Origin of the sequence: Moraxella caviae (assembly GCF_002014985.1) — a bacterium.
GTDB classification, from domain to species: Bacteria; Pseudomonadota; Gammaproteobacteria; order Pseudomonadales; family Moraxellaceae; genus Moraxella; species Moraxella caviae.
Genome location: NZ_MUXU01000058.1, coordinates 1 through 20297 on the forward strand (window position 1 = coordinate 1; position 20297 = coordinate 20297).

A 20297-nucleotide genomic window follows, 5' to 3' on the forward strand; every position below is an offset into this window, starting at 1 on the left:
TCTGTGTAGACAATGCTATCAGGCTTGATTTTACTTGTGATAATTGGCATTAGTGTATTTGTCTTAGTATCTTTAACAACAACAGTGTAAACTTTATCATTGCGTTTTAATAAACCAAATACAGCAGTCTTGCCAGCTGCACCACGACCACGTTTGCCTTTACGAATACCGCCGAAGTAACTTTCATCAAGCTCTACTTCACCGTCAAAAACAGTGTTGGCTTCAAGAGCTAAGTGATATTCTATCACAAGGCGGATTTTGTGGTAGAAAAGGACTGCTGAATTGTGTTGAATGTTTAACAAATCAGCCGCTGTTCTAGCGGTAACTTCTGCAATGAAAAACTCAAGTAGTCTTAATTGAGTTTTTCTTGATAATTTACAACGAGTTATCTTCATTTTTGTAGTATAACATATTTGTTATCTACTACAGCCCCTAAAAAAATATCTTAAATTCAATAAGTTATAACAATAATGTACGCTTGGTTTATTATCTTTACCGACCAACTTCAGCACTTGCAGAACAATTACAAGAGATTTTAGGTTTAAATCAAAAACATTCTTAATAAATTTGATAAACCCCCACCAGCAGTTTTGCTTTTCTTAAAAACTTTGCTATCATAGCTCTTCATCACACCTAAAAACTTACCAAATGGCGAACTTGCCGCCAAAATTGCCAATTTCACCGCAAAACAAGGAATCGTCATGTATCCATTTATCAGACTAGGCACGTCCATCGCCAAAAGTATGTTGTCAAACCGCCAAGGCAAGACACTTGCCATCACCGACACCAGCGAAGTGCATTATGTGTGCAATATCAATGACATTGACAACTTTTTAGAGCTCAATAACGGACGTGTGCTGACGTTGTTTGACTTAGGGCGCAACGATTTTGCCATTCGCACAGGACTTGGCAAACAGCTCATCAAAAACCGCTGGGGCTTGGTGGTGGCAGGCAGCACCATTCAGTATCGCAAACGCGTGCGCCTACTGGACAAAATCACCATCAAAACCCGCCTAGTCGCCGTGGACGAACGCTGGTTTTATATTGAGCAAGTAATGATGGCGAAAGGCAAGACGACTTCCCAAGTCCTGCTGCGCACAGGCGTAACCAATATCAAAACAGGCAGAACCATTCCCACCAAGCAAGCACTGGACGCACTTGGCATCACAGATTTTAGTCTGCCGCCAACAGGCTGGGTCAAGGCATGGATTGAAGCGGATAAATTGCGTGAATTTCCTGATTAACATTTCCTGACTGAGATTTTCCAATTCACATTCCCTAACAAAAATTCTCCACAAGCAAGCAACGAAAAACCATCTGCACACAATCGTACAGATGGTTTTTTAATAAAAACGACTTTAGGATAAAAGCGGTTTGAACAATTGATCGGCGGTGAAATTGTGCGTTTTACTGGCTTAACAACCATCAAACTCACAAAATCACGCCCATCAGCTCGCCTTATTTCATCACAGGCGGCTCGCCATCTTCAATCACCGCTTTACTAACCGATACTTTGCTGACATCGCTCTTACTTGGCAGCTCGTACATGGTCTCAAGCAGCGCATTTTCAATAATGGAACGCAAACCACGCGCACCTGTTTTGCGTTTCATGGCTTGGGCGGCGATGGCGCTCAGCGCATCTTTGTCAAATTCAAGTTTCGCACCTTCCATATCAAACAGATACTGGTACTGCTTCACCAAGGCATTTTTTGGCTCGGTCAAAATCTGCACCAGTGCCGCTTCGTCCAACTCATCAAGCGTAGCAATCACTGGCAAACGTCCGATAAACTCTGGAATGATACCAAATTTAATCAAATCTTCTGGCTCAACTTCACGGAACAGCTCGCTGATTTTGGTCTCTTCTTTCGCCTTGACGTCAGCATTAAAGCCAATGCCTGTCTTTTCGGTGCGCTGCTGAATGATTTTATCCAGCCCAGCAAATGCCCCACCCACAATCATCAAGATGTTACTGGTGTCCACCTGAATCATCTCTTGGCGTGGGTGCTTGCGTCCGCCTTGCGGTGGGATATTCGCCACCGTACCTTCAATTAGTTTTAACAACGCCTGCTGCACGCCTTCGCCAGACACATCACGCGTGATGGACGGATTTTCAGATTTGCGTGTGATTTTATCAATTTCATCAATGTAAATAATGCCACGCTGCGTTTTTTCGATGTCATAATCGGCAGCTTGCAGCAGTTTTTGTACGATGTTTTCCACATCTTCGCCCACATAGCCTGCTTCGGTCAGGGTGGTGGCGTCCGCCATGGCAAAAGGCACGTCCAGCATTTTTGCCAACGTCTGCGCCAGCAAAGTCTTACCAGAACCTGTCGGGCCAATCAGCATGATGTTACTTTTGGCAAGCTCAGGTGCATCGGCTGGTTTATCACCATTTGCGTCCACTTTTAGACGCTTGTAGTGGTTGTACACCGCCACAGACAACGCTTTTTTAGCGGTGTCTTGACCAATGACGTATTCGTCCAAATGCGCACGAATTTCTTTTGGCGTGGGCAATTTTGCCGTCAGCCAGTAATCGGCTTCGTCATTTTTTTGCGCCGCTTCGTCCGTCTTGGCGTTTGATTTTTTGTCGTCAGACTTGGCAGATTTGGCAGGTTTAGCTTTTGATGCTGCTTGTGCTGGACGGCTGCTTTGCAAGCCATCAATCATATCGCCACACAGCTCAATGCACTCATTGCAAATACTGGCGTTTTCACCAGCAATCAGCTTTGCCACATCTTCTTTGGATTTGCCACAAAAGTCGCAATGCGGTGTTTTTTCTTTGCTCATTTCATTCACTCAATTTAGCGATTTTTAGCGGTTTTATAGCGATTTTGGACGCTTATCAAGCACGGTATCCACCAAGCCATACTCGCGCGCTTGCTCAGCACTCATAAAATTATCACGGTCGGTGTCTTTTTCCAAACGCTCAAACGGCTGCCCTGTGTGGTCGGCAAGTAGTTGATTTAGCTTAGCTTTTAGTTGAATGATTTCGCGCGCATGGATTTCAATGTCGCTTGCTTGACCACGAAAACCGCCCAGCGGCTGATGAATCATGATGCGTGAATTAGCAAGGGCATAACGCTTGCCCTTCTCACCTGCCGACAGCAAAAAAGAACCCATGCTGCACGCCTGACCAAGGCAAATGGTAGACACGTCAGGTTTGATAAAATTCATGGTGTCATAAATCGCCATGCCTGCCGTAACCACGCCGCCCGGGGAGTTGATGTACAGGTGAATGTCTTTTTCAGGGTTATCCGCTTCCAAAAACAACATCTGCGCCACGATTAAATTCGCCATGTTGTCTTCAACTTGCCCTGTCAAGAAAATCACACGCTCACGAAGCAAACGTGAAAAAATATCAAACGAACGCTCGCCACGTCCAGATTGCTCAATCACCATCGGCACCAGTGCGCTTTGCGGTGCTGCATGAAAAGTATCCGCCAGCTGATCATAAAACGGATTGTGTGTCATTGTCGTCATATCAATTCCTTAGATGGTTGGTTTTGTGTTCGTTTAAAGTCTTGCCAAACCAAAAGCGATTTATGCTTTTTTAGCGCTCGCCCATCAATATCAGGCACATTTGCCTAAAATGCACGGTCAAGTTGGCAACGCATCAAAACCAAAATATCGCCCATTGTACCACAAAAGACAGCCACGCCAAAACAAAACCTGTGCTGGTTACATTTATCGTACTGTTTCGTTTGGCAAATCAAATCATCATCGGCTTTCTAGCTAAATTCAGCAGTTATCTTGTCATTTTTTTTGCAAACTCATCTTAAATTTACCCTGCAACGGCTTTGCAGCTACTCTAAAACCACACGCAACAAAAAGCACCCCAAATGGAGTGCTTTTTTTGGCTAAGTTGCCAGCAAATTACATCGCTGCTGCTTGCTGAGCCGCCGCCAACAAATCTTGATATTTCACTTCTTTGTCGGTTACTTTGCCTTGTGATAGCAGATAATCCACCACTTGGTCTTCTAGCACCACCGCTTCTACGCTGGCACGTTGTTGCTTGTCGTTGGTGTAGTATTCGATCACTTCTGCTGGATCTTCGTAGTTTTCAGCCGCTTCTGCGATGAATGCCGTTACACGGTCTTGATCCACTTCCAGTTTTTGGCTTTCGATGATTTGGCTTACCAATACGCCAAGACGTACCGCACGCAATGCTTGGTCTTCAAACAGCTCGTTTGGCAGCATGTCTGCGCCAAAGTTTGCATTGCCACCAAATTGCTGTGCGAAACGCTGTAGCATTAGGTTGCGCTGACGGTCAATTTCTTGATCCAGCATGGCTTTTGGCACGTCAAATTCGTTTTTCTCAAGCAATGCGTCAAATGCCGCTTGTTTTACTTGGTTGCGAGAAGCGTTTTTGATTTCACGCTCCATGTTTTTGCGCACGTCTGCTTTTAGCTTGTCAAGACCGCCTTCGGTTACGCCAAACAATGCGAAAAATTCGTCATTCAATTCTGGCAATTTCGCTTCTTTAACTTCTTTTACGTTGATTTTGAAGTCAGCTTCTTTGCCTGCTAGGTTTTCGGCTTGATAATCTTCTGGGAAAGTTACCTTGATGGTTTTTTCTTCGCCAGCTTTCATGCCTTTCATGCCGTCTTCAAAACCCGGAATCATACGGCCAGAGCCAATCACCAAGCGATAGTTTTCTGCGGTACCGCCTTCAAACTTCTCGCCATCGATTGAACCTTCAAAATCAAAAGTCGCTTCATCGCCATCGGCAAGTTCGCCGTCTTTGGTTTCAAAAGTTTGACGTTGTTTTTGTAGGTTTTCAATCATGGTGTCTACGTCTTCGTCAGCAATGCTGGCGGTTTGACGCTCAACTTCAATCTCGTTTACACCTTGTAGCTCAACTTCTGGAAAAGTTTCAACGGTCGCTTGATACACCAAAAAGTCGTTTTCTAGCTTCACATCGTCAATGTTTGGCACGCCCACCGCGCGGATTTTTTGCTCGCCGATGGCTTCAAATACGGTATCACGAATCACATCGTTGATAACTTCTTGCTGAATGCCAGCGCCATATTGTGCGCGAATGTGCGACACAGGCACTTTGCCCTTGCGGAAACCGTCAATTTTTGCGGTTTTTGCTAGGCTGCGGATGCGGCCTTCTACCTTGTTTTGGATTGTGCCAACAGGAACTTTTACGGTCAGTTGGGTTTCTTTGTCTGACAGTACATTGACTGCAATATCAAGATTGCTCATGGATTCACCTTGTCTAAAAATCATTAAAATACATCAATTTTGGGAATGACAAACCCCAAAACGAAAAAACAAATCTGGGCAAGTGCCGCTCATCAAAACAACTTACAACACTTTGCAAAATCTAAAAGATGACAGTATAACGCCATCACGCCAAAAATACAACAAAAATGCGCTGCACGATAAAAATTTGCCAACAATTCATTAACAAAACACCATCATTTTTGGCAAAAATCGCTTTGCCTACTTGTTAATCAAACTTGGCAATGTCTTTATTTATAGTTATGCTTTATGTTCAGCCTTGAGCCGCTCAAGCAGCACTTGCAAGGCTTGCCCACGGTGGCTGATGGCGTTTTTTTGCGCCTTATCAAGCTCGGCTGATGTCTTATCAAGCGCTGGAATGTAAAATAATGGGTCATAACCAAAGCCGTTTTCGCCACGCAGCTCGGGTAAAATCTCGCCCATCCATTCACCTTGGGCAATGATGGGCAGAGGGTCATCAGCATGGCGCACCATCGCAAGCACGCAAATAAACTTACCGACAATCGGTGCGCCTGTGCGAAATTTTTCTAATTCTTTTAATAACTTAGCGTTATTTGCTGCGTCATTGCCATGCTCGCCTGCAAAGCGTGCTGAATAAATCCCCGGCGCATTGCCCAGCACAGGCACCACAAGTCCGCTGTCGTCCGCCACCGCTGGCAAACCGCTGGCACGGCTGGCGTGGCGTGCTTTAATGATGGCATTTTCCACAAAAGACAGTCCGTCTTCTACCGCGTCATCAATGCCCAGCTCGCCTTGTGGTACGATGTTTAGCGCAAGTCCTGCACCGTCAAACAGCGTGCGAAATTCGGCAAGTTTGCCTTGATTATTAGAAGCTAATACAATGGTAGTCATGTAACGTTTTGATTTTTAAAGAATAAATGCTTGGTTTGGATTGTTAGTTTGGGTTGCTAGTTTGGGTTAATTGTGGCATACATTTACCACGAAAGGCAAATTTAGCACATCATTTGGTGCGTCCCACGCCCACATAACTGCCTGACAAACGTGCGATGTCCGCTTGCCCAAAGGCATTGCCGCCATCAAAAATCGGCAACGCCACGTCATTAAGCCGTGCCACGTCTAGTCTGCTTGGCGCACTCAACACAAACAGCGCCTTACTGTCGCTAAGCGTGGCGTATGGGTCAGGCGTGATGGCAAATTTGGCTTCATCGCCGTATAATCTGATAAGCTCGTCATTGGCTTCATCTGCCGATACATAAGTGGTGATGTCATACGACCAAAACAAACGCAGCAGCGCATGAATTGCCGAGTTGGTGGTGCGCCCAGAGCCTGATTTATAACCACCACCCCAAATCGTAACCGCACCGCCATCAATAAAGCCATCAAAATGCTGCCAAAACTTGCGAAACATCAGCTCTTTTTGCTCGGTGTTAATACGCTCCACCGCTGCAATCATCTCGCTTTGCTGTCCTGTGATGCCAAAACTGCGCTGCAAATTCGCCACTTCCTGCGGCAAAGTCTGCCCGCCAAAGCCAGAGCCTGCACGCAAATAGCCGCTGCCAATACGTTTATCCTTGCCCATGATGGCGCTTACTGCCGTGATGTCCACGCCCACACCGTCCGCCAAGCGAGACAGCTCATTCATCAGGCTGACACGCACCGCCAGCACGCTCATGATACTCATGCGCCCAAATTCGCAAGTTTTAATGTCTTGAACTGACACGGCTGCGGCACGTTCGGCAAATTCATTGAGCGCAGGCAATTTATGCAAGCTGTCTGCCGTTTTTTCGCCCACCAGCCACAAACTTGGGTGCATGATGGACGCATACGCTTGCCCACTTTCCAAAAACACAAACGGCACATAATACACAAACGCACGCTTAAGCGTCTTTGCCAAGCCATCAAAACGCCCCACATCGCCACTGCCACTAAGCACCACAGGCACGTCTTTGGTGGTGCGATTAAGCACAGACAGCCATGCCGCCACGTCCACATCGGCAAACAAAGCATCACTGGCAAACACCCAAAAACACTCGGCAATTTGCGACAATTCATCAAACTTTGCCAACGACAGCTCAGCAAAATCCGCCAAACGAATCACGCCATTTGCCACATACATCTCAAACAATGCCACCGCTTCATGCTCAAAGGCGTACTGGCGCACCACGTCATTAAAATCTGCGCTGTATAAAAGTACAGACTTGCCAAGACTTGCCAAAGCCACCGCACTGGCAAGCGTCTCAATGCTGCTGCCAATTAAGACGGCAGTGGATTTGGTTGGGTTGTTGGTTGTAAAAGCGGCTGGCATGGCAAATCCTTTAATGGTTATGATTTTATCTGGGTTTGGCGATTGAATGTCAAGATAAACGCTCATTTGGCACGTTTGATGGTTTCTAATAACAAATCTGTAGACGCATCAAACGCTGGCGTGATGGCGGCGTGCAGTGCGTCATACACCACTTCTGCCATCTGCTTGCCCATTTCCACGCCCCACTGATCAAACGGATTAATGCCCCACAGCACAGACGCCACATACACTTTATGCTCGTACAATGCCACCAGCGCACCCAAGCTCTCAGGCGTTAGGCTGTCTAATAAAATGGTCGTGGACGGCTGATTGCCACGATATTGGCGAAACGGATTGGTATCGTCATCGCCCACCGCTTTATTGCCAAATGCCATCACACGCGACTGCGCAAGGCAATTTGACAACGCCAAATCCTGCTGATGGGTCAGCGCCTTGCCGTCCTTATCATAACGACGCACGCAAGCAATAAAATCGCACGACACACGCTGCGTGCCTTGGTGTAACAGCTGATAAAAAGCGTGCTGCGCATTACTGCCCACTTCACCCCATAAAATCGGACAAGTCGGATAAGTTACCGCCTTACCATCTCGCTTGACGGACTTGCCGTTTGATTCCATTTCCAGCTGAGTCAGATAGCTTGGCAAGAATTTTAGCCGCCCATCATAAGGCAGCACGGTATGTCCGCTGATTTTTAGGAAAGTGGCGTTCCACACCGCAAGTAAACCCAAAAGCACAGGTACATTGTTTTCAAGTGGCGTATCGGCAAAGTGGCGATCCATCTGATGTGCGCCTTCTAGCATGGCGGTGAAATTCTCTGTACCGATGGCGACCATCACCGTAAAGCCAATCACCGACCACATAGAAAAGCGGCCGCCCACCCATTCCCAAAACTCAAGCTGATTATCAGGGTGAATGCCCCACGCTGTCATCTTGGCAGGATTTGCCGACAAGCCAATAAAATGCCGTCTAAGCGCCACGTCTTTGGTGGTAAAACGCATCAGCCAATCTAGTGCCGTGCGTGCGTTTGAAAAAGTATCCACCGTGCCAAAAGACTTAGAAGCCAGCACAAAAACGGTGGTTTCAGGGTTGAGATGGCGCAGCAAATTCTCCATGTGCGTGCCGTCCATATTGGACACAAAATGCACATCAATGTCTGTGCTGCGATACTGCGCCAGCGCACGCACCGCCATCAAAGGCCCCAAATCAGAACCGCCCACGCCAACGTTCACCACATCGGTGATGGCTTTGCCAGAAAATCCACGCCACACGCCTGTGCGTAGACGCGTTGCAAGGCTGTCGGCTTTGGCAAGGCTGTCATGCACCAAAGCCACCACGTCCACGCCATTCACCATGAGCGTCTCGCCCTTTGGCAAGCGCAAAGCGGTGTGCAAAGCTGGGCGATTTTCGCTGTCGTTTACACGGCTTCCTGACATCAAGTCTTTGATTTTATTGGATAAATCTGCCTGCTTTGCCAACGACAGCAAAGACGTCAGCGCACGCTCATCAAGGCACTGCTTGGCAAAATCCATCAGCATAAAAGGCGCTTGGCGAGAAAACTTTTCGCCACGGTGCTGCCCTGCTGCTTCATCGGCCAAAAACAGCTCGCCGATGCTTGGCATATCATCAGCAAGTGCCTGCACGGCTTGCCATTGCTCATCAAATGTGGCGGTGGTCATGTCAATATCCATCAATTATCGGTGTTTTAAAAAATCAATCAACCAGCCCAAGCTGCTTGGCAAAATACACGAACGCCTGCGCATAAGTGGTCATATCGCCTGCGTCAAAGCTTGCCCCTTTCATCGTTACCACGTCCATGCCCTGCTCGCCAATCAAAGCGTCAATGGCATCGGTGAGCTGAATTTCGCCGCCTACGCTTGGCGCAGTTTTGGCAAGATAATCAAAAATTTCTGGACTAAATACATAGCGCCCCACCACCGCAAGGTTGCTCGGTGAGTCCGCTAGCATAGGCTTTTCTACAAAGCCTTTGACGCCAAAGGATTGGTTGGTGTCGGATTTGGCGATGGTTTTTTTATCGGCAAGTTTGGCAATACCGTATTTATGCACATCGCTGTCCGCCACAGGATCTACCAAGATTTGTGAGCGTTTTGTTTTGGCAAATTTATCCAGCATATACGCCAAATTATCCGCCTGAAAATCGGTATTAAATGGGTCAAGCACCACATCAGGCAGCAGCACAGCAAAAGGATTATCGCCCACCACCGCGCGCCCTTGCAGCACCGCATGGCCTAAGCCCAATGGCTTGCCTTGACGTACGCTCACCACACGCACATCGTCAGGCAAGGCATTTAGGCTGTCGGCAAGCTCGTTTTTGCCTTTGGTGCGCAGCTGAGTGTCAAGCTCGCTGTTCACATCAAAATAGTTTTCAATCGCGCTTTTTTGGGCATGATTGACCAGCACAATGGTCTTAATCCCTGCTTTGACGGCTTCGTCCACCACATAGGCGATAGCAGGCTTATTGCCCAGCGGCAAAAGCTCTTTTGGCACAGCCTTTGACAGCGGCAACATGCGCGTCCCAAAGCCTGCGGTCGGAATGATGGCGTGGGTGATTTTGGTCATGGGAAGTCCTTGTTTTAATCAGTCAAAATTAGTTTATTTTATCATGAGTTGATGCAAAATAATATTTTACACCACCCAATTAAAGCCCATCAAACATCATACCCGTTCGGATTGCCACTTACCCAACGCCAAGAGTCCGCCATCATTTCAGGCAGTCCGCGTGTTGCGCGCCAGCCGATTTCGGCAAATGTATGCGATGGGTCGGCAAAGCAGGTGGCGATGTCGCCTTCTCGGCGCGGTTTGATTTGATAAGGTATCTGCAAGCCTGAAGCCGCTTCAAATGCACGCACCATTTCCAGCACCGAATAGCCTTGACCCGTACCGAGATTAAAGATGTGTACGCCCGATTGGTTGGCGCACGACTGCATGGCTTTTAGGTGGCCGTCTGCCAAATCCACCACATGAATATAATCGCGCACGCCTGTGCCGTCTTTGGTGTCATAATCATCGCCGAATACCGACAGATAAGGCAGCTTGCCCGAAGCGACTTGGCAAATATAAGGCAAAAGATTATTCGGAATGCCGTTTGGATATTCGCCAATCAAGCCGCTTTCATGTGCGCCGACAGGGTTGAAATAGCGCAGCAATACCACGCTCCAGCGCGGATCGGATTTTTGAATGTCCGCCAGCATTCGCTCGGTCATGTATTTGGACGTGCCGTAAGGATTGGTCGTACCACCAACAGGCATATCTTCGGTAATCGGCGTACGCGCAGGGTTGCCGTACACCGTGGCGGACGAGCTAAATACGATATTAAACACGCCTGCCGCCGCCATTTCTTCTGCCAGCACCAAGCTGCCGCCAACATTATTATCATAATAGCGAATCGGCTGCTGCACGCTTTCGCCCACCGCTTTCAAGCCAGCAAAGTGCATGACCGTCTCAATCTCATGCCCGGCAAAAATCTTTCTCAGTAAGGCGCGATCGCGAATATCGCCTTGATAAAAGGGAATTTCTTTACCAACAATCTGCTGCAAACGCGGCAAAATATTCGCGCTTGAATTGCAAAGATTGTCCAAAATTACGACATCAAAGCCTGCATCAATCAAAGAAATGGCAGTATGCGAACCGATAAAGCCCGTACCGCCAGTGATTAGGATTTTTTTCATGTTGTTTTACCGTTGTGTTTGAGTTTAAAAAGGCATTTTAAAAGTAGAGTTATTTGTTATGGGTAAGTATTGCTTGTAACTGCTCTTTGCTTGGCAAAACAGTTTGATAGCGACTGGCAAAGATTTGGTTGTTATCTTCCGGCAGAGTAAACTCCACCACAGCTTCACTTTTATCTTGGCATAATACAATGCCGATGGTTTTATTTTCATCAGACAGCCGCATTTTGCGGTCGTAATAATTGACGTACATTTGCATTTGCCCCAAATCCTGATGCTTCAGGCGACCTAATTTCAAATCTATCAATATAAAGCAGCGCAATACACGGTTGTAAAACACCAAATCCACATAAAAATGCTGTTCGTCAAAACTTATTCGTTGCTGGCGTGATACAAATGTAAAACCAGTACCCAGCTCCAATAAGAACTGTTCCAGCTTATCAATCAGTCCCTGCTCCAAGTCATTTTCCGAATAACTTGACTGCTCAGGCAAACCAATAAATTCCAAAATATAAGGGTCTTTGATCAAATCCTTGGGTTTTTCCAAACGCTGTCCGTACAAAGCTAAATCCAATACTCCCTGTTTATCCCTACTTAATGCCAAGCGAGTAAATAGGGCAGAGTCGTATTGACGGTTCAGTTCACGCAAACTCCACTTGTTTTTTGCCGCTTCAATCTCATAAAAGCTGCGTTCAAGCGGGTCAGAAATCCGCATAAGTTTGATGTAATGTGACCAACTGAGCGGAAATTCAAGGGCAGGCGTATGCTTTTCAGAATTCGTCAACAGTGTTGACGAATTCTGCTGGGAATAGGTTTTGTAAAAGAACCGCATTCTATCCAGATTTTCAACGGAAAACTCTTTTCCAAATTCTGCAGTCAGTCTTTGCGAAAGCTACTTAAGTAATCCTTTACCGTATTCTGCGCGTTTGTTGCCATTCTGCTCTTCTTCCACAATCATCTTGCCGATTTCAAAATACGTCAGCACCATTGTTTGATTAACTTGGGATGCGATGCGTTCGCGAGCTTGGGCAAGTAATTCGGCAACCCGCTCCGACAATAATGCAGCAGTTTGATTGGTTGGAGTGTTCATATCGGTCTTTATTATATTGGTTTAAATGTAAACGGATATATCAATAAACCAAAATTTTAATCAATATCCCACACAAATGCCGTCTGAAAAACAGATACTTGTTATTTCAACTGCCATTGGCATAATTAAGCAATTTTATCATATTTGCCATTCAAATTAACAGGCGGACTGTTATGGTTTTGTTTTATTCTTTCATCTATTCACAACAACCCCTTGTATTTTTAATAACTTGCACTTAGTATAAGTAGATATTTTTATAAAGTTATTTACAATAAAGCGATTTACAGTATGATGACCAATCAGCTCATTCCTACACACCCTGCACAGACCCAAACTGTCAACATTAATGGTTTTGATATTAAATTTATCCATAAGCCTTGCCGTAAAGACACAGCACACTTGGTTGTCCTGCTGAATGGTTATCGGCACGGTGGCTGGGAATATGCCAATTCCATCAATTTTTTCAAATGCAGCGTACTGATGATTGCTGATGTGTTTAAAAACGGGCAGTCTTGTTATTTAGGTGCACAAGGAACATTTGAGTTTAGCGATGCGGTTGCCTCCCTGATTCACAAAACCTTAAAAAGTCTGATGCTGACAGCAGACGACTGCACGCTTATCGGGCCGTCAAAGGGTGGTTTTGCGGCATTGTATATGGGATTGAAATACAATTTTAAAAACATAGTCGCCCCGGCGTTTGTCGGACACATCGGTTCGTGGATGGTGCGTTACACGCCAAGCATTGCCGATCACGTGATGGGCGTGGGTTACGATGGTAAAGTTGTAGAAAAATACGACCGCTTGCTGCTTGATTTGATAGAGCAAGACGATAATCCCGACAAAAACATCTATGTGTTTTTATCCAAAGCGGATAATTTTTATTTAGAACTCGGGCAGCGTGAAGTAACGCAGGCTCTGGCAGAAAAATACCGTAACTTCAACGCTCTGTATGCCGATACCGAGCTGGTTTTCCAGCACGACCAAGTAACGCCGTATTTTCTGCAAGAGACTCTGTCTATTACCAGCCTGCTCACGCAAGGCATCACCACGCGTTTAAACAAGCATTTGACAGACGATATTCTGCAGCCGTCTGTGATTGTGCCGAATGAACGCACTAAGGCGGTTTTTGCTGCCAAACGCAGCCGTTACCAAGACAAGCCGAAAGCAATAGGGAAACTTGAAAAAATCCATACAGAACAAGGCGTGATGTTTGTTGAAGGATTGCTGTATCTTCAAGGCTACGATTCGCCCAATTACCACTATCTTTCCAAACATCTCAAACTCAAATCCGTATCCAGCAAATCCAACCAAGAATACGAATTTGCTCTTGGAAGTGTGCCAAAACACCCTATCAGCCGCGAAATTTTTTCCGATATGTATTTTGATTACACCGCGGCAGGCACCGCAACGATGGGTCTAAAAGGCATCGATTTAAAAAACATCGCACAAGGACGCTATGAGATATTGGTGTCTGCCACCCCCAGTGCGGAGCCTGAATACCGCAACTACATCGCTCCAAAACTTAATTCCGAATTGGAGCAGCACGACAGTGACGGATATTACAACTACCGCTTAAACAAACAAAAAGACAGCTTGTTTTTAACCAAGCAACCCATCATTTGCGAACAAAAAGACGCACAATTCCATTTTTCTTTGAAAAACACTTGGGCAAAAGACCATCTGTTTCATATAGAAGGCGAATTTTTGGTGAAAGGTGCGGATTTTAGTGAATTTTATGTCAGCAAATATTATTGCGTTTTGCGTCATTGTGAAAGCGGCAAACAATACGCCATTGCACTTGGCCAAATCAAACAGGAAAATCTGGGCGAAGCCATCGGCAATTTCAATGGTGGCTATCAGGCGTGCTATTACGCCAGTATGAACCTAAAAGGCATAGATACTACAAGTTTTGAACACGGTAAGTACGAGATGTTTGTTTCCTTGGCATATCAAAGCGAAGTTTTCTCACATCAAATTCCGCAGTTGCTTGCCATCAATGAGCAAGGCTGTTATTTTGACAAACTTTAATTTTCAGACGGCAATTTTGCAGTCGGATTTAAATCAGCTTAATAAAAGAGTTTAAAAATGAATAAAGGCGGACAGGTTCCGCCTTTGGTTTAAACATCTTGTATAAAAACTAAAAAAGCCGTCTGCAAAGCAATATTTACAGACGGCTTTTATCAAGCATTACATAAAATCTTGATATTTATCAGTTAGGTATTGCAAGATGGAATTATTGACTTTTTTACCTTGTTGATACAAGTCTGTTTTTCTAAAAGTATTATTCCAAACGTGCATTGCATACATATTGTCAGCCAAAGTACTCTCATCAAAATTCTGGTCTAGCAGCATTCTTCTGGTTTGAATGGCATTTAATCCATAAAAATTGTAGTAAGGTTTGGCAAATTTATCCAAACCAAAGTACATCAAGGCTTTGGTTAATCCTGTCGGACCACTGGCTTCACCCCAAAGCGTATGCTCACGCCCCAAACCTTTTTGAATACGGGTCTGTTTGCGTTCAATGTCTTGAGCGGTATCCCAAGGCAGAATCTGGTTTGGATTTTGACTCATAAACTCCATCAACTCCACCAAATGGTTGTGAGAAGGGAATTTTAACACCGCATTGGCAACCGCGTGACCTTCATAGCCAAATACATAATCTTCAGTAAAATCAAACGGTTTTAAGCAGATTTCGTCCATATCTACCCAATATCCGCTTTTTAATGCAATCATTTTCCATCTAAACCAGTCTGAAAAATGAGCGGGAGAACCGTGGGAATAGAAAATGTCTTTTTCAGGCAGAATTTCATTGCCGTCTTTGACGATTACGCCTTTAGGAATGTTTTTCAAATCCTGATAGCAGTAGAGATGAACTTCGTGTCCGTGATACAGATAAGAAGCCAAGCAAAGCTGTTGAACGATGCCCAAATCTTTGCCAATCCATAAAGATTGAATGGTGTCTTTCACAACAGGTTTGACTGCTGTATCGGTTTGTTTGTGCTGCAGATAATCAAACCAAGAAGAGAATCTTAATACATCTAACTCTTCTAGTTTTGAGCGGTTTGAGACAAACATATCTTTGGCTTCTTCATTCAGATTTTGAGAGAGTTTCTCGTGAATCAGAATGTTTAGCGGTTTGTTATTATCCGTACGGCTGTTTCTTAGTGCCGCAGTTACTGTATTTTCAGACTGAATCCATTTTTCTCTATACAAATCCCAATACTTAATGGTTGCGTCATTGTCATTCAAACACTGGCTGATTTTAGCCAACTGTGCCAATGAAGAATATGGCGACTGGACGCTTGGGTTTGGCAGTTTTTGCTGATGATAAGCCAATACGTCTTCATAAAGACCAAGGCTTTGTTTCAGATAAATAACGTGGTGTTCATTATTTTTATTTTTACCGAATTTATTGTAATAGTTTTCATAATAAGGATAAGCTGTATCAAAATCAAAGTTTTGACACATTGTAACCGCCAAATATCGGTGTGCTAATTCCAGTTCAGGGAATTGTTCCACAAACTGCTCGGCATATTTGATGGCTCTGTCAATCTGATTATCGCCTTTTAAGCTGGTAATCAGCAAAGCGTAGGACACCGGCAGATTCGGGAATGCTTGGAATAATTTTTCTGCATATTCTGCTGCCAATTTCCAATCTTGCTCGTATTGGTATACGTGAACCAATCCTTCCAAACCGCGATGGTCTTCAGGGGAAAGTTTTTGCCACAAATGAAATTCATTTCGTGCTTCGGTGTAGTGAGATAAGTTTTTATAAGCGTGTCCTGCCCACCAGTAACTGTGGTACAAATCAGGGAAAAATTCTCGGAACTTGTAAGAACGTGAGATAACTTCTTCCCAACGCCCCTGCTGCTGGGCTACATTTACCATACCTTCCCAACCGTGATGAAGCTGCGGCAATCGCTCTTGCATCAATTTAAATTGTTCTTCAGCTTTATCATATTGGTTGAGATTTTTGTAAGCCTGACCAGCCCACCAATACCCCTGCCACATATCGGGTTGCAGCTGCTGCAACTGCAGAGAGTATAGAACTACCCCCCCCAGTTTCTATTTTGGTTGGCAAGCTCTGCAGCACGTTTCACTTCCTGCAAAGACATTGAAGTAGGTGAAAAAGCAGCTGTCTGCATCGCTTGCTCGGTTTCCACCAATACACAAACCGAACGACTTTCTACCTTGAGTTGTTTATTTAATTTGGCAGTAAAAATTTTATTGTTATACGCCAGTGAAACATACAAATCATATACACCAAATTCAAACTGCCGGGTTTCAATGCCTTTTAAGCCAAGCGTGGCAAAATAGCTTGCATTATAGCCGTCTGCAGATTTGCCGATTTTTGCACCGAGATGGCTTTTGCGGATTTGACCCAGTTCAAAAACATATTGCTTTTTGATGATGTGTTTTTGGGCAATCAGGTAGTATTTTCCCTGCTTGAAATTGCTCAGCGGTACATCAGGGACGATAAATTCCCCCTCAAGATGGAAAACTGTTCCTTGTACCCACGAGTTTTCTACGCTGATGTGGCTGCCTGCCGGCACGTCAATGCCGAAAATATCTTTTTTCGCCAGATAAACTTTGTCGCTTTCCGCAAACAGGCGGTATTCACAAAACTCATCTGCCGAATGCTTATCCAAATCCCGCTCTGCCATCACCAAGCTGACATAGTTGCGGATATTACTGTCGGACGATACCGAAATTTGGATTTCGTACAATCCGTCTTCCAAAAATCCGACATCAATACCTTTAAAACCTGTCGTTGCCGTACCTGCAGCAGTGTAGTTGTAGGTTTTTCCGTTGTGGGTTTGATTTGCCAGCTCGGGTTTTGGCACTGTACCCAAGCCAAATTCCACTTCATCATCGTTAAGCAGGTTTCTGAATTTGATGTGCTTATGCAGATAGCGGTAATTTGGCGCGTCATAGCCTTGCAAATAAGCAAGCCCTTCAATGAAAAATGTTGTGTTGTGAATCCAGATTTTTTCAATGTGGTTCACTGGAATGTTATGGTTCATAATTTCACTCTCTTTATTTACATAAAGTTAAGTCATTTTTTAGTTGATTTTCATAAAAAATTCGGCTCATTTTCTCCGCCTTTCTCTTGCGTGCTTGCAACTTGCAATTTTTCCACATAGAGAGTACGTTATGCACCGAATACTCTTCAGCTGTTTTGATGGCAGCCTGTCTCATTTTTTCCAATTCTTCATCAGGCAAGGAAGAAGCCATTAATACCACTTCTTTTAACTGGTCTATATTGCCGGGCTCCACCAACCAGCCGTTTTGGCCATGCGTAATGACATCGCTAGGTCCGAAATCGATATTATATGCTATCGGAATACATCCAGCTGCCATTGCTTCTAATAATGCCACTGGCAACCCCTCGGAAATACTTGTTAGCATATAAAAGCTAAACTCTCTTAATTTACTGAACACATCCGAACAATGGCCATGGAAAACAGTTACGCTACTATAGTTGCTGGCGGCATTTTGCAAACTCTCCAACTGGCTGCCATTGCCCAAAAAATGCAACTCCAAAATCTCTTTACTACTGCTTTGAGCAACTCCAACAGCCTGAACTGCATGATGAGTCGCTTAATCCCTTCCAATCGAGATGCAACAACGAAAGACCTAGGCTTTCTAACAATACTTTTATCACTTACAAATGCCTGTGGAGGCAGTGCATGCGGAACATGAGCGAATCCAGAATACTCGGGAAACATTAGCTGTGCCGAATAGCATTGAGAGAATGTTGGAAAAACAAATAAATCAAATCTATCCAAACGAGAAAAAACAAATTCAGCATAAGGCAATACTTGATTCTTGCCATTGCAATGGGTTCCGTGAAAATAATGTATGATACTTACGTTTCTTCTGTGATAATCCGTCAAAAAACGAGCCTCATGGTCATTATCAACAATAATATCTACATAGTCGTCATTGAAAATTGTATCCAGCCAAGCGTGATAAAACGGCCAAGCCCAAGAAAATACACGTTCGGGATTGCCTTGTTTATCACAAACAATAATGCAGCGTTCACCCTTTCTTCTATTATCAATTACAGCAACTGTTCCATCAGCTCTTAAATGATTTACCTGAGCCCACCCCTGTAAATTTTCATCCTTAATAAGCTGTCTTAATACCAGCCCATCTTCAATATCCTGTGTTACATTTTCTGAATTGCGGGGGGGGGGAGCCTATTTTTGCAAACTTGTGATGCTTGGGGTCAAAAGATACACCGCCACACGACAGGCTGTTTTCTCTCAGCCAGTCATACAGATTGATCACAGTTACCCCATTACGCAAACCATCTCTTTCTTTGAGGTGTTGGTGAATTTGCTTGGGAAACTCTCTATCTCGAAACGTTAAAATTTTTACTGGCTCCGCAGATATGCTAGATATTTGAGCACTTCTATTTAATAAAGCGGTTGTCAAGCCGCCATAGCCGATAGGAATACAACCTGTTAATACATAATTTTTTACCATAATCTCACCTTTTTGCATTACAGCCCTTAAATCCGCTGCTTTTGTTTTTGCTCATCTTGGAATATTTGCGACAAGATGTCAGCGGTGTACATAAATTTCTCTTTATCACCATCGCACAATGCGTCCAAGCAGGCTCGGTTCAGGCTTGCCGGTACAAGGCGGTGATAGATGTAGTGATAATGTTTTTGGATAAATTCTTTTGCGGTTTCGTAAATTTCGTCTTTTTCCGCTTGTGAATAAAAAACAAACTCACGCAGATAAATCAGTAAGTCGTGATTCATATAAAAAGCAATTTGGTATGCTTTGCGAATCTCTGGAATATACCGCCATAGATTGTTAATGGCGGTCATTCGCCCTTGGAAGTTGGCAACTGATTTGGAAGTGGTGATACTGGTTTCGCTTCCATACACCAACCACACATAGACACGTTCGTCAATCAAGCCGATGCGTTCTAGTTTGGAATACAGTTTGGCGGTAAACAACTTGTCTTCGTATAAACCTGTTTCAAAATAAATGTCGTGTTTTTTTAAGGCTTCTACACGGTACAGTTTATTGGTGGACAAGGTGTCATCAAACTGAGACAGGCGGTTTTCAAGCGTGCTAATCCGCTTGGTACGATACAAACTTCTGAACCATTCACTTTCTATACCTGTTTCGGCATTTTTACGCACGGTTACGCCCGATACGCAATCTAAATCGTGTGCCAACGCATAATCCATTAGGCTGGATAGTGCGTTTGGATAAATCAAATCGTCTGAATCCAAGAAAAAAATATATTCACCCAAGGCGTTTTCAATACCGAAGTTGCGGGTTAGTCCCAGCCCTTCGTTATCTTTATAAAAATAGCGAAAACGCGAATCATTAAATGATTTTACGATGTCTTCTACCCTAACTTCGTGTCCATCGTCCACTACCATCACATCAAGATTGCGATAAATAGATGCTTGGATTGATTTGAGTGTTGCAGGCAGCGTTTCGCGTGAATTATAACAAGGTACCAAGATAGAAATGGTCGGCAAATCACGGCTGCTTTTGTAAAATAAGTTGCGTAAAATTTTCATTGCAAAGCCTCCTTACAGCTCGTCTAATTCGCCAATCAGTTTATCCCACTCGGCAAACACTCTTTGATTAGAAAAACGTTCAAACATTGCTTTGACATTTGTCTGCTCAATATGGCTGGCTTGTTTGACAGCGGCAACAACTCCTTGGTAATCGCCATAAGGCAATAAGAAGCCAGTTTGTCCGTGAGCCACCAAATCTTTGGCTGCGGTAAATGAATCAAACACGATAACAGGCTTACCACAGGCGTAAGCCTCAAGCAACACTAATGGGAAGCCTTCGGATTTGCTCATTAAAAGCAAGGAATCGTTGCGGCTGAAGATTTTTTGTTTGTCGCTTTCAAAGCCGTGTACCAGCAAAATATCTTCCAAGCCATTGTCGGCAACTGCCTGCACAAAGTCGGATTTCAATGCACCATCGCCGTAGATATTGACTGTAATATTTTCGGCTATTTTCAAAA

The 20297-nt window shown here is 44.6% G+C and carries 17 protein-coding genes and 2 pseudogenes; 2 read left to right on the forward strand and 17 right to left on the reverse strand.

What is annotated here, in order from left to right; genetic code table 11:
- The coding region (locus tag B0181_RS09220; RefSeq protein ID WP_143821564.1) for an IS1595 family transposase at positions 1-395 on the reverse strand (395 nt) is incomplete at its 3' end.
- Between the two features lie 306 nt (positions 396-701).
- Between B0181_RS09220 and B0181_RS09225 the strand changes: the two genes are divergently transcribed.
- Positions 702-1244, forward strand: a complete 543-nt coding sequence (locus B0181_RS09225) for a thioesterase family protein (RefSeq protein WP_078277220.1) — start codon at positions 702-704, stop codon at positions 1242-1244.
- 214 nt (positions 1245-1458) lie between these two features.
- On the opposite strand, the gene clpX is transcribed toward B0181_RS09225, so the two are convergent.
- The 10 genes and pseudogenes from clpX to B0181_RS12390 form a co-directional block, all read right to left on the reverse strand.
- Positions 1459-2787, reverse strand: a complete 1329-nt coding sequence (gene clpX, locus B0181_RS09230) for an ATP-dependent Clp protease ATP-binding subunit ClpX (RefSeq protein WP_078277221.1) — start codon at positions 2785-2787, stop codon at positions 1459-1461.
- A 33-nt stretch (positions 2788-2820) separates the two neighbouring features.
- Positions 2821-3471 carry an ATP-dependent Clp endopeptidase proteolytic subunit ClpP gene (gene clpP, locus B0181_RS09235; RefSeq protein WP_078277233.1) on the reverse strand — a complete coding sequence of 217 codons (651 nt, stop codon included), beginning with the start codon at positions 3469-3471 and terminating at the stop codon, positions 2821-2823.
- Positions 3472-3873: 402 nt separating this feature from the next.
- Positions 3874-5208 (reverse strand): trigger factor, encoded by a 1335-nt coding sequence (gene tig, locus B0181_RS09240; RefSeq protein ID WP_078277222.1) that lies wholly within the window; start codon positions 5206-5208, stop codon positions 3874-3876.
- Positions 5209-5487: 279 nt separating this feature from the next.
- Positions 5488-6099, reverse strand: coding sequence for an RdgB/HAM1 family non-canonical purine NTP pyrophosphatase (gene rdgB, locus B0181_RS09245; RefSeq protein WP_078277223.1), 612 nt, complete (start codon positions 6097-6099; stop codon positions 5488-5490).
- A 109-nt stretch (positions 6100-6208) separates the two neighbouring features.
- Positions 6209-7513 (reverse strand): UDP-glucose/GDP-mannose dehydrogenase family protein, encoded by a 1305-nt coding sequence (locus tag B0181_RS09250; RefSeq protein ID WP_158078962.1) that lies wholly within the window; start codon positions 7511-7513, stop codon positions 6209-6211.
- Positions 7514-7575: 62 nt separating this feature from the next.
- The gene (pgi, locus tag B0181_RS09255; RefSeq protein ID WP_078277225.1) at positions 7576-9189 is read right to left on the reverse strand and encodes a glucose-6-phosphate isomerase; all 1614 of its coding nucleotides are present in this window, start codon (positions 9187-9189) and stop codon (positions 7576-7578) included.
- A gap of 34 nt (positions 9190-9223) precedes the next feature.
- Positions 9224-10090, reverse strand: a complete 867-nt coding sequence (locus B0181_RS09260) for a UTP--glucose-1-phosphate uridylyltransferase (protein ID WP_078277226.1) — start codon at positions 10088-10090, stop codon at positions 9224-9226.
- 89 nt (positions 10091-10179) lie between these two features.
- The gene (gene galE, locus B0181_RS09265; protein ID WP_078277227.1) at positions 10180-11199 is read right to left on the reverse strand and encodes a UDP-glucose 4-epimerase GalE; all 1020 of its coding nucleotides are present in this window, start codon (positions 11197-11199) and stop codon (positions 10180-10182) included.
- Between the two features lie 49 nt (positions 11200-11248).
- The gene (locus tag B0181_RS12385) at positions 11249-11800 is read right to left on the reverse strand and encodes a DUF1016 domain-containing protein (protein ID WP_278044943.1); all 552 of its coding nucleotides are present in this window, start codon (positions 11798-11800) and stop codon (positions 11249-11251) included.
- A 12-nt stretch (positions 11801-11812) separates the two neighbouring features.
- A pseudogene (locus B0181_RS12390) lies at positions 11813-12286 on the reverse strand (DUF1016 N-terminal domain-containing protein); the annotation flags it as partial.
- A 288-nt stretch (positions 12287-12574) separates the two neighbouring features.
- Between B0181_RS12390 and B0181_RS09275 the strand changes: the two are divergent.
- Entirely contained in the window at positions 12575-14314 is a 1740-nt protein-coding gene (locus B0181_RS09275; RefSeq protein WP_078277228.1) for a hypothetical protein, read from the forward strand.
- A 159-nt stretch (positions 14315-14473) separates the two neighbouring features.
- On the opposite strand, the gene B0181_RS09280 is transcribed toward B0181_RS09275, so the two are convergent.
- The 6 genes and pseudogenes from B0181_RS09280 to B0181_RS09300 all read right to left on the reverse strand — a co-directional run.
- Positions 14474-16297 (reverse strand): tetratricopeptide repeat protein, encoded by a 1824-nt coding sequence (locus tag B0181_RS09280; RefSeq protein ID WP_078277229.1) that lies wholly within the window; start codon positions 16295-16297, stop codon positions 14474-14476.
- 38 nt (positions 16298-16335) lie between these two features.
- The gene (locus B0181_RS09285; RefSeq protein ID WP_078277230.1) at positions 16336-17310 is read right to left on the reverse strand and encodes a hypothetical protein; all 975 of its coding nucleotides are present in this window, start codon (positions 17308-17310) and stop codon (positions 16336-16338) included.
- A 13-nt stretch (positions 17311-17323) separates the two neighbouring features.
- Positions 17324-17863: pseudogene (locus tag B0181_RS12275) on the reverse strand (glycosyltransferase); the annotation flags it as partial.
- Between the two features lie 582 nt (positions 17864-18445).
- The gene (locus B0181_RS12280; protein ID WP_211276080.1) at positions 18446-18778 is read right to left on the reverse strand and encodes a hypothetical protein; all 333 of its coding nucleotides are present in this window, start codon (positions 18776-18778) and stop codon (positions 18446-18448) included.
- Between the two features lie 26 nt (positions 18779-18804).
- Positions 18805-19839, reverse strand: a complete 1035-nt coding sequence (locus B0181_RS09295) for a glycosyltransferase family 2 protein (RefSeq protein ID WP_078277231.1) — start codon at positions 19837-19839, stop codon at positions 18805-18807.
- 12 nt (positions 19840-19851) lie between these two features.
- The coding region (locus B0181_RS09300) for a glycosyltransferase (RefSeq protein WP_143821599.1) at positions 19852-20297 on the reverse strand (446 nt) is incomplete at its 5' end.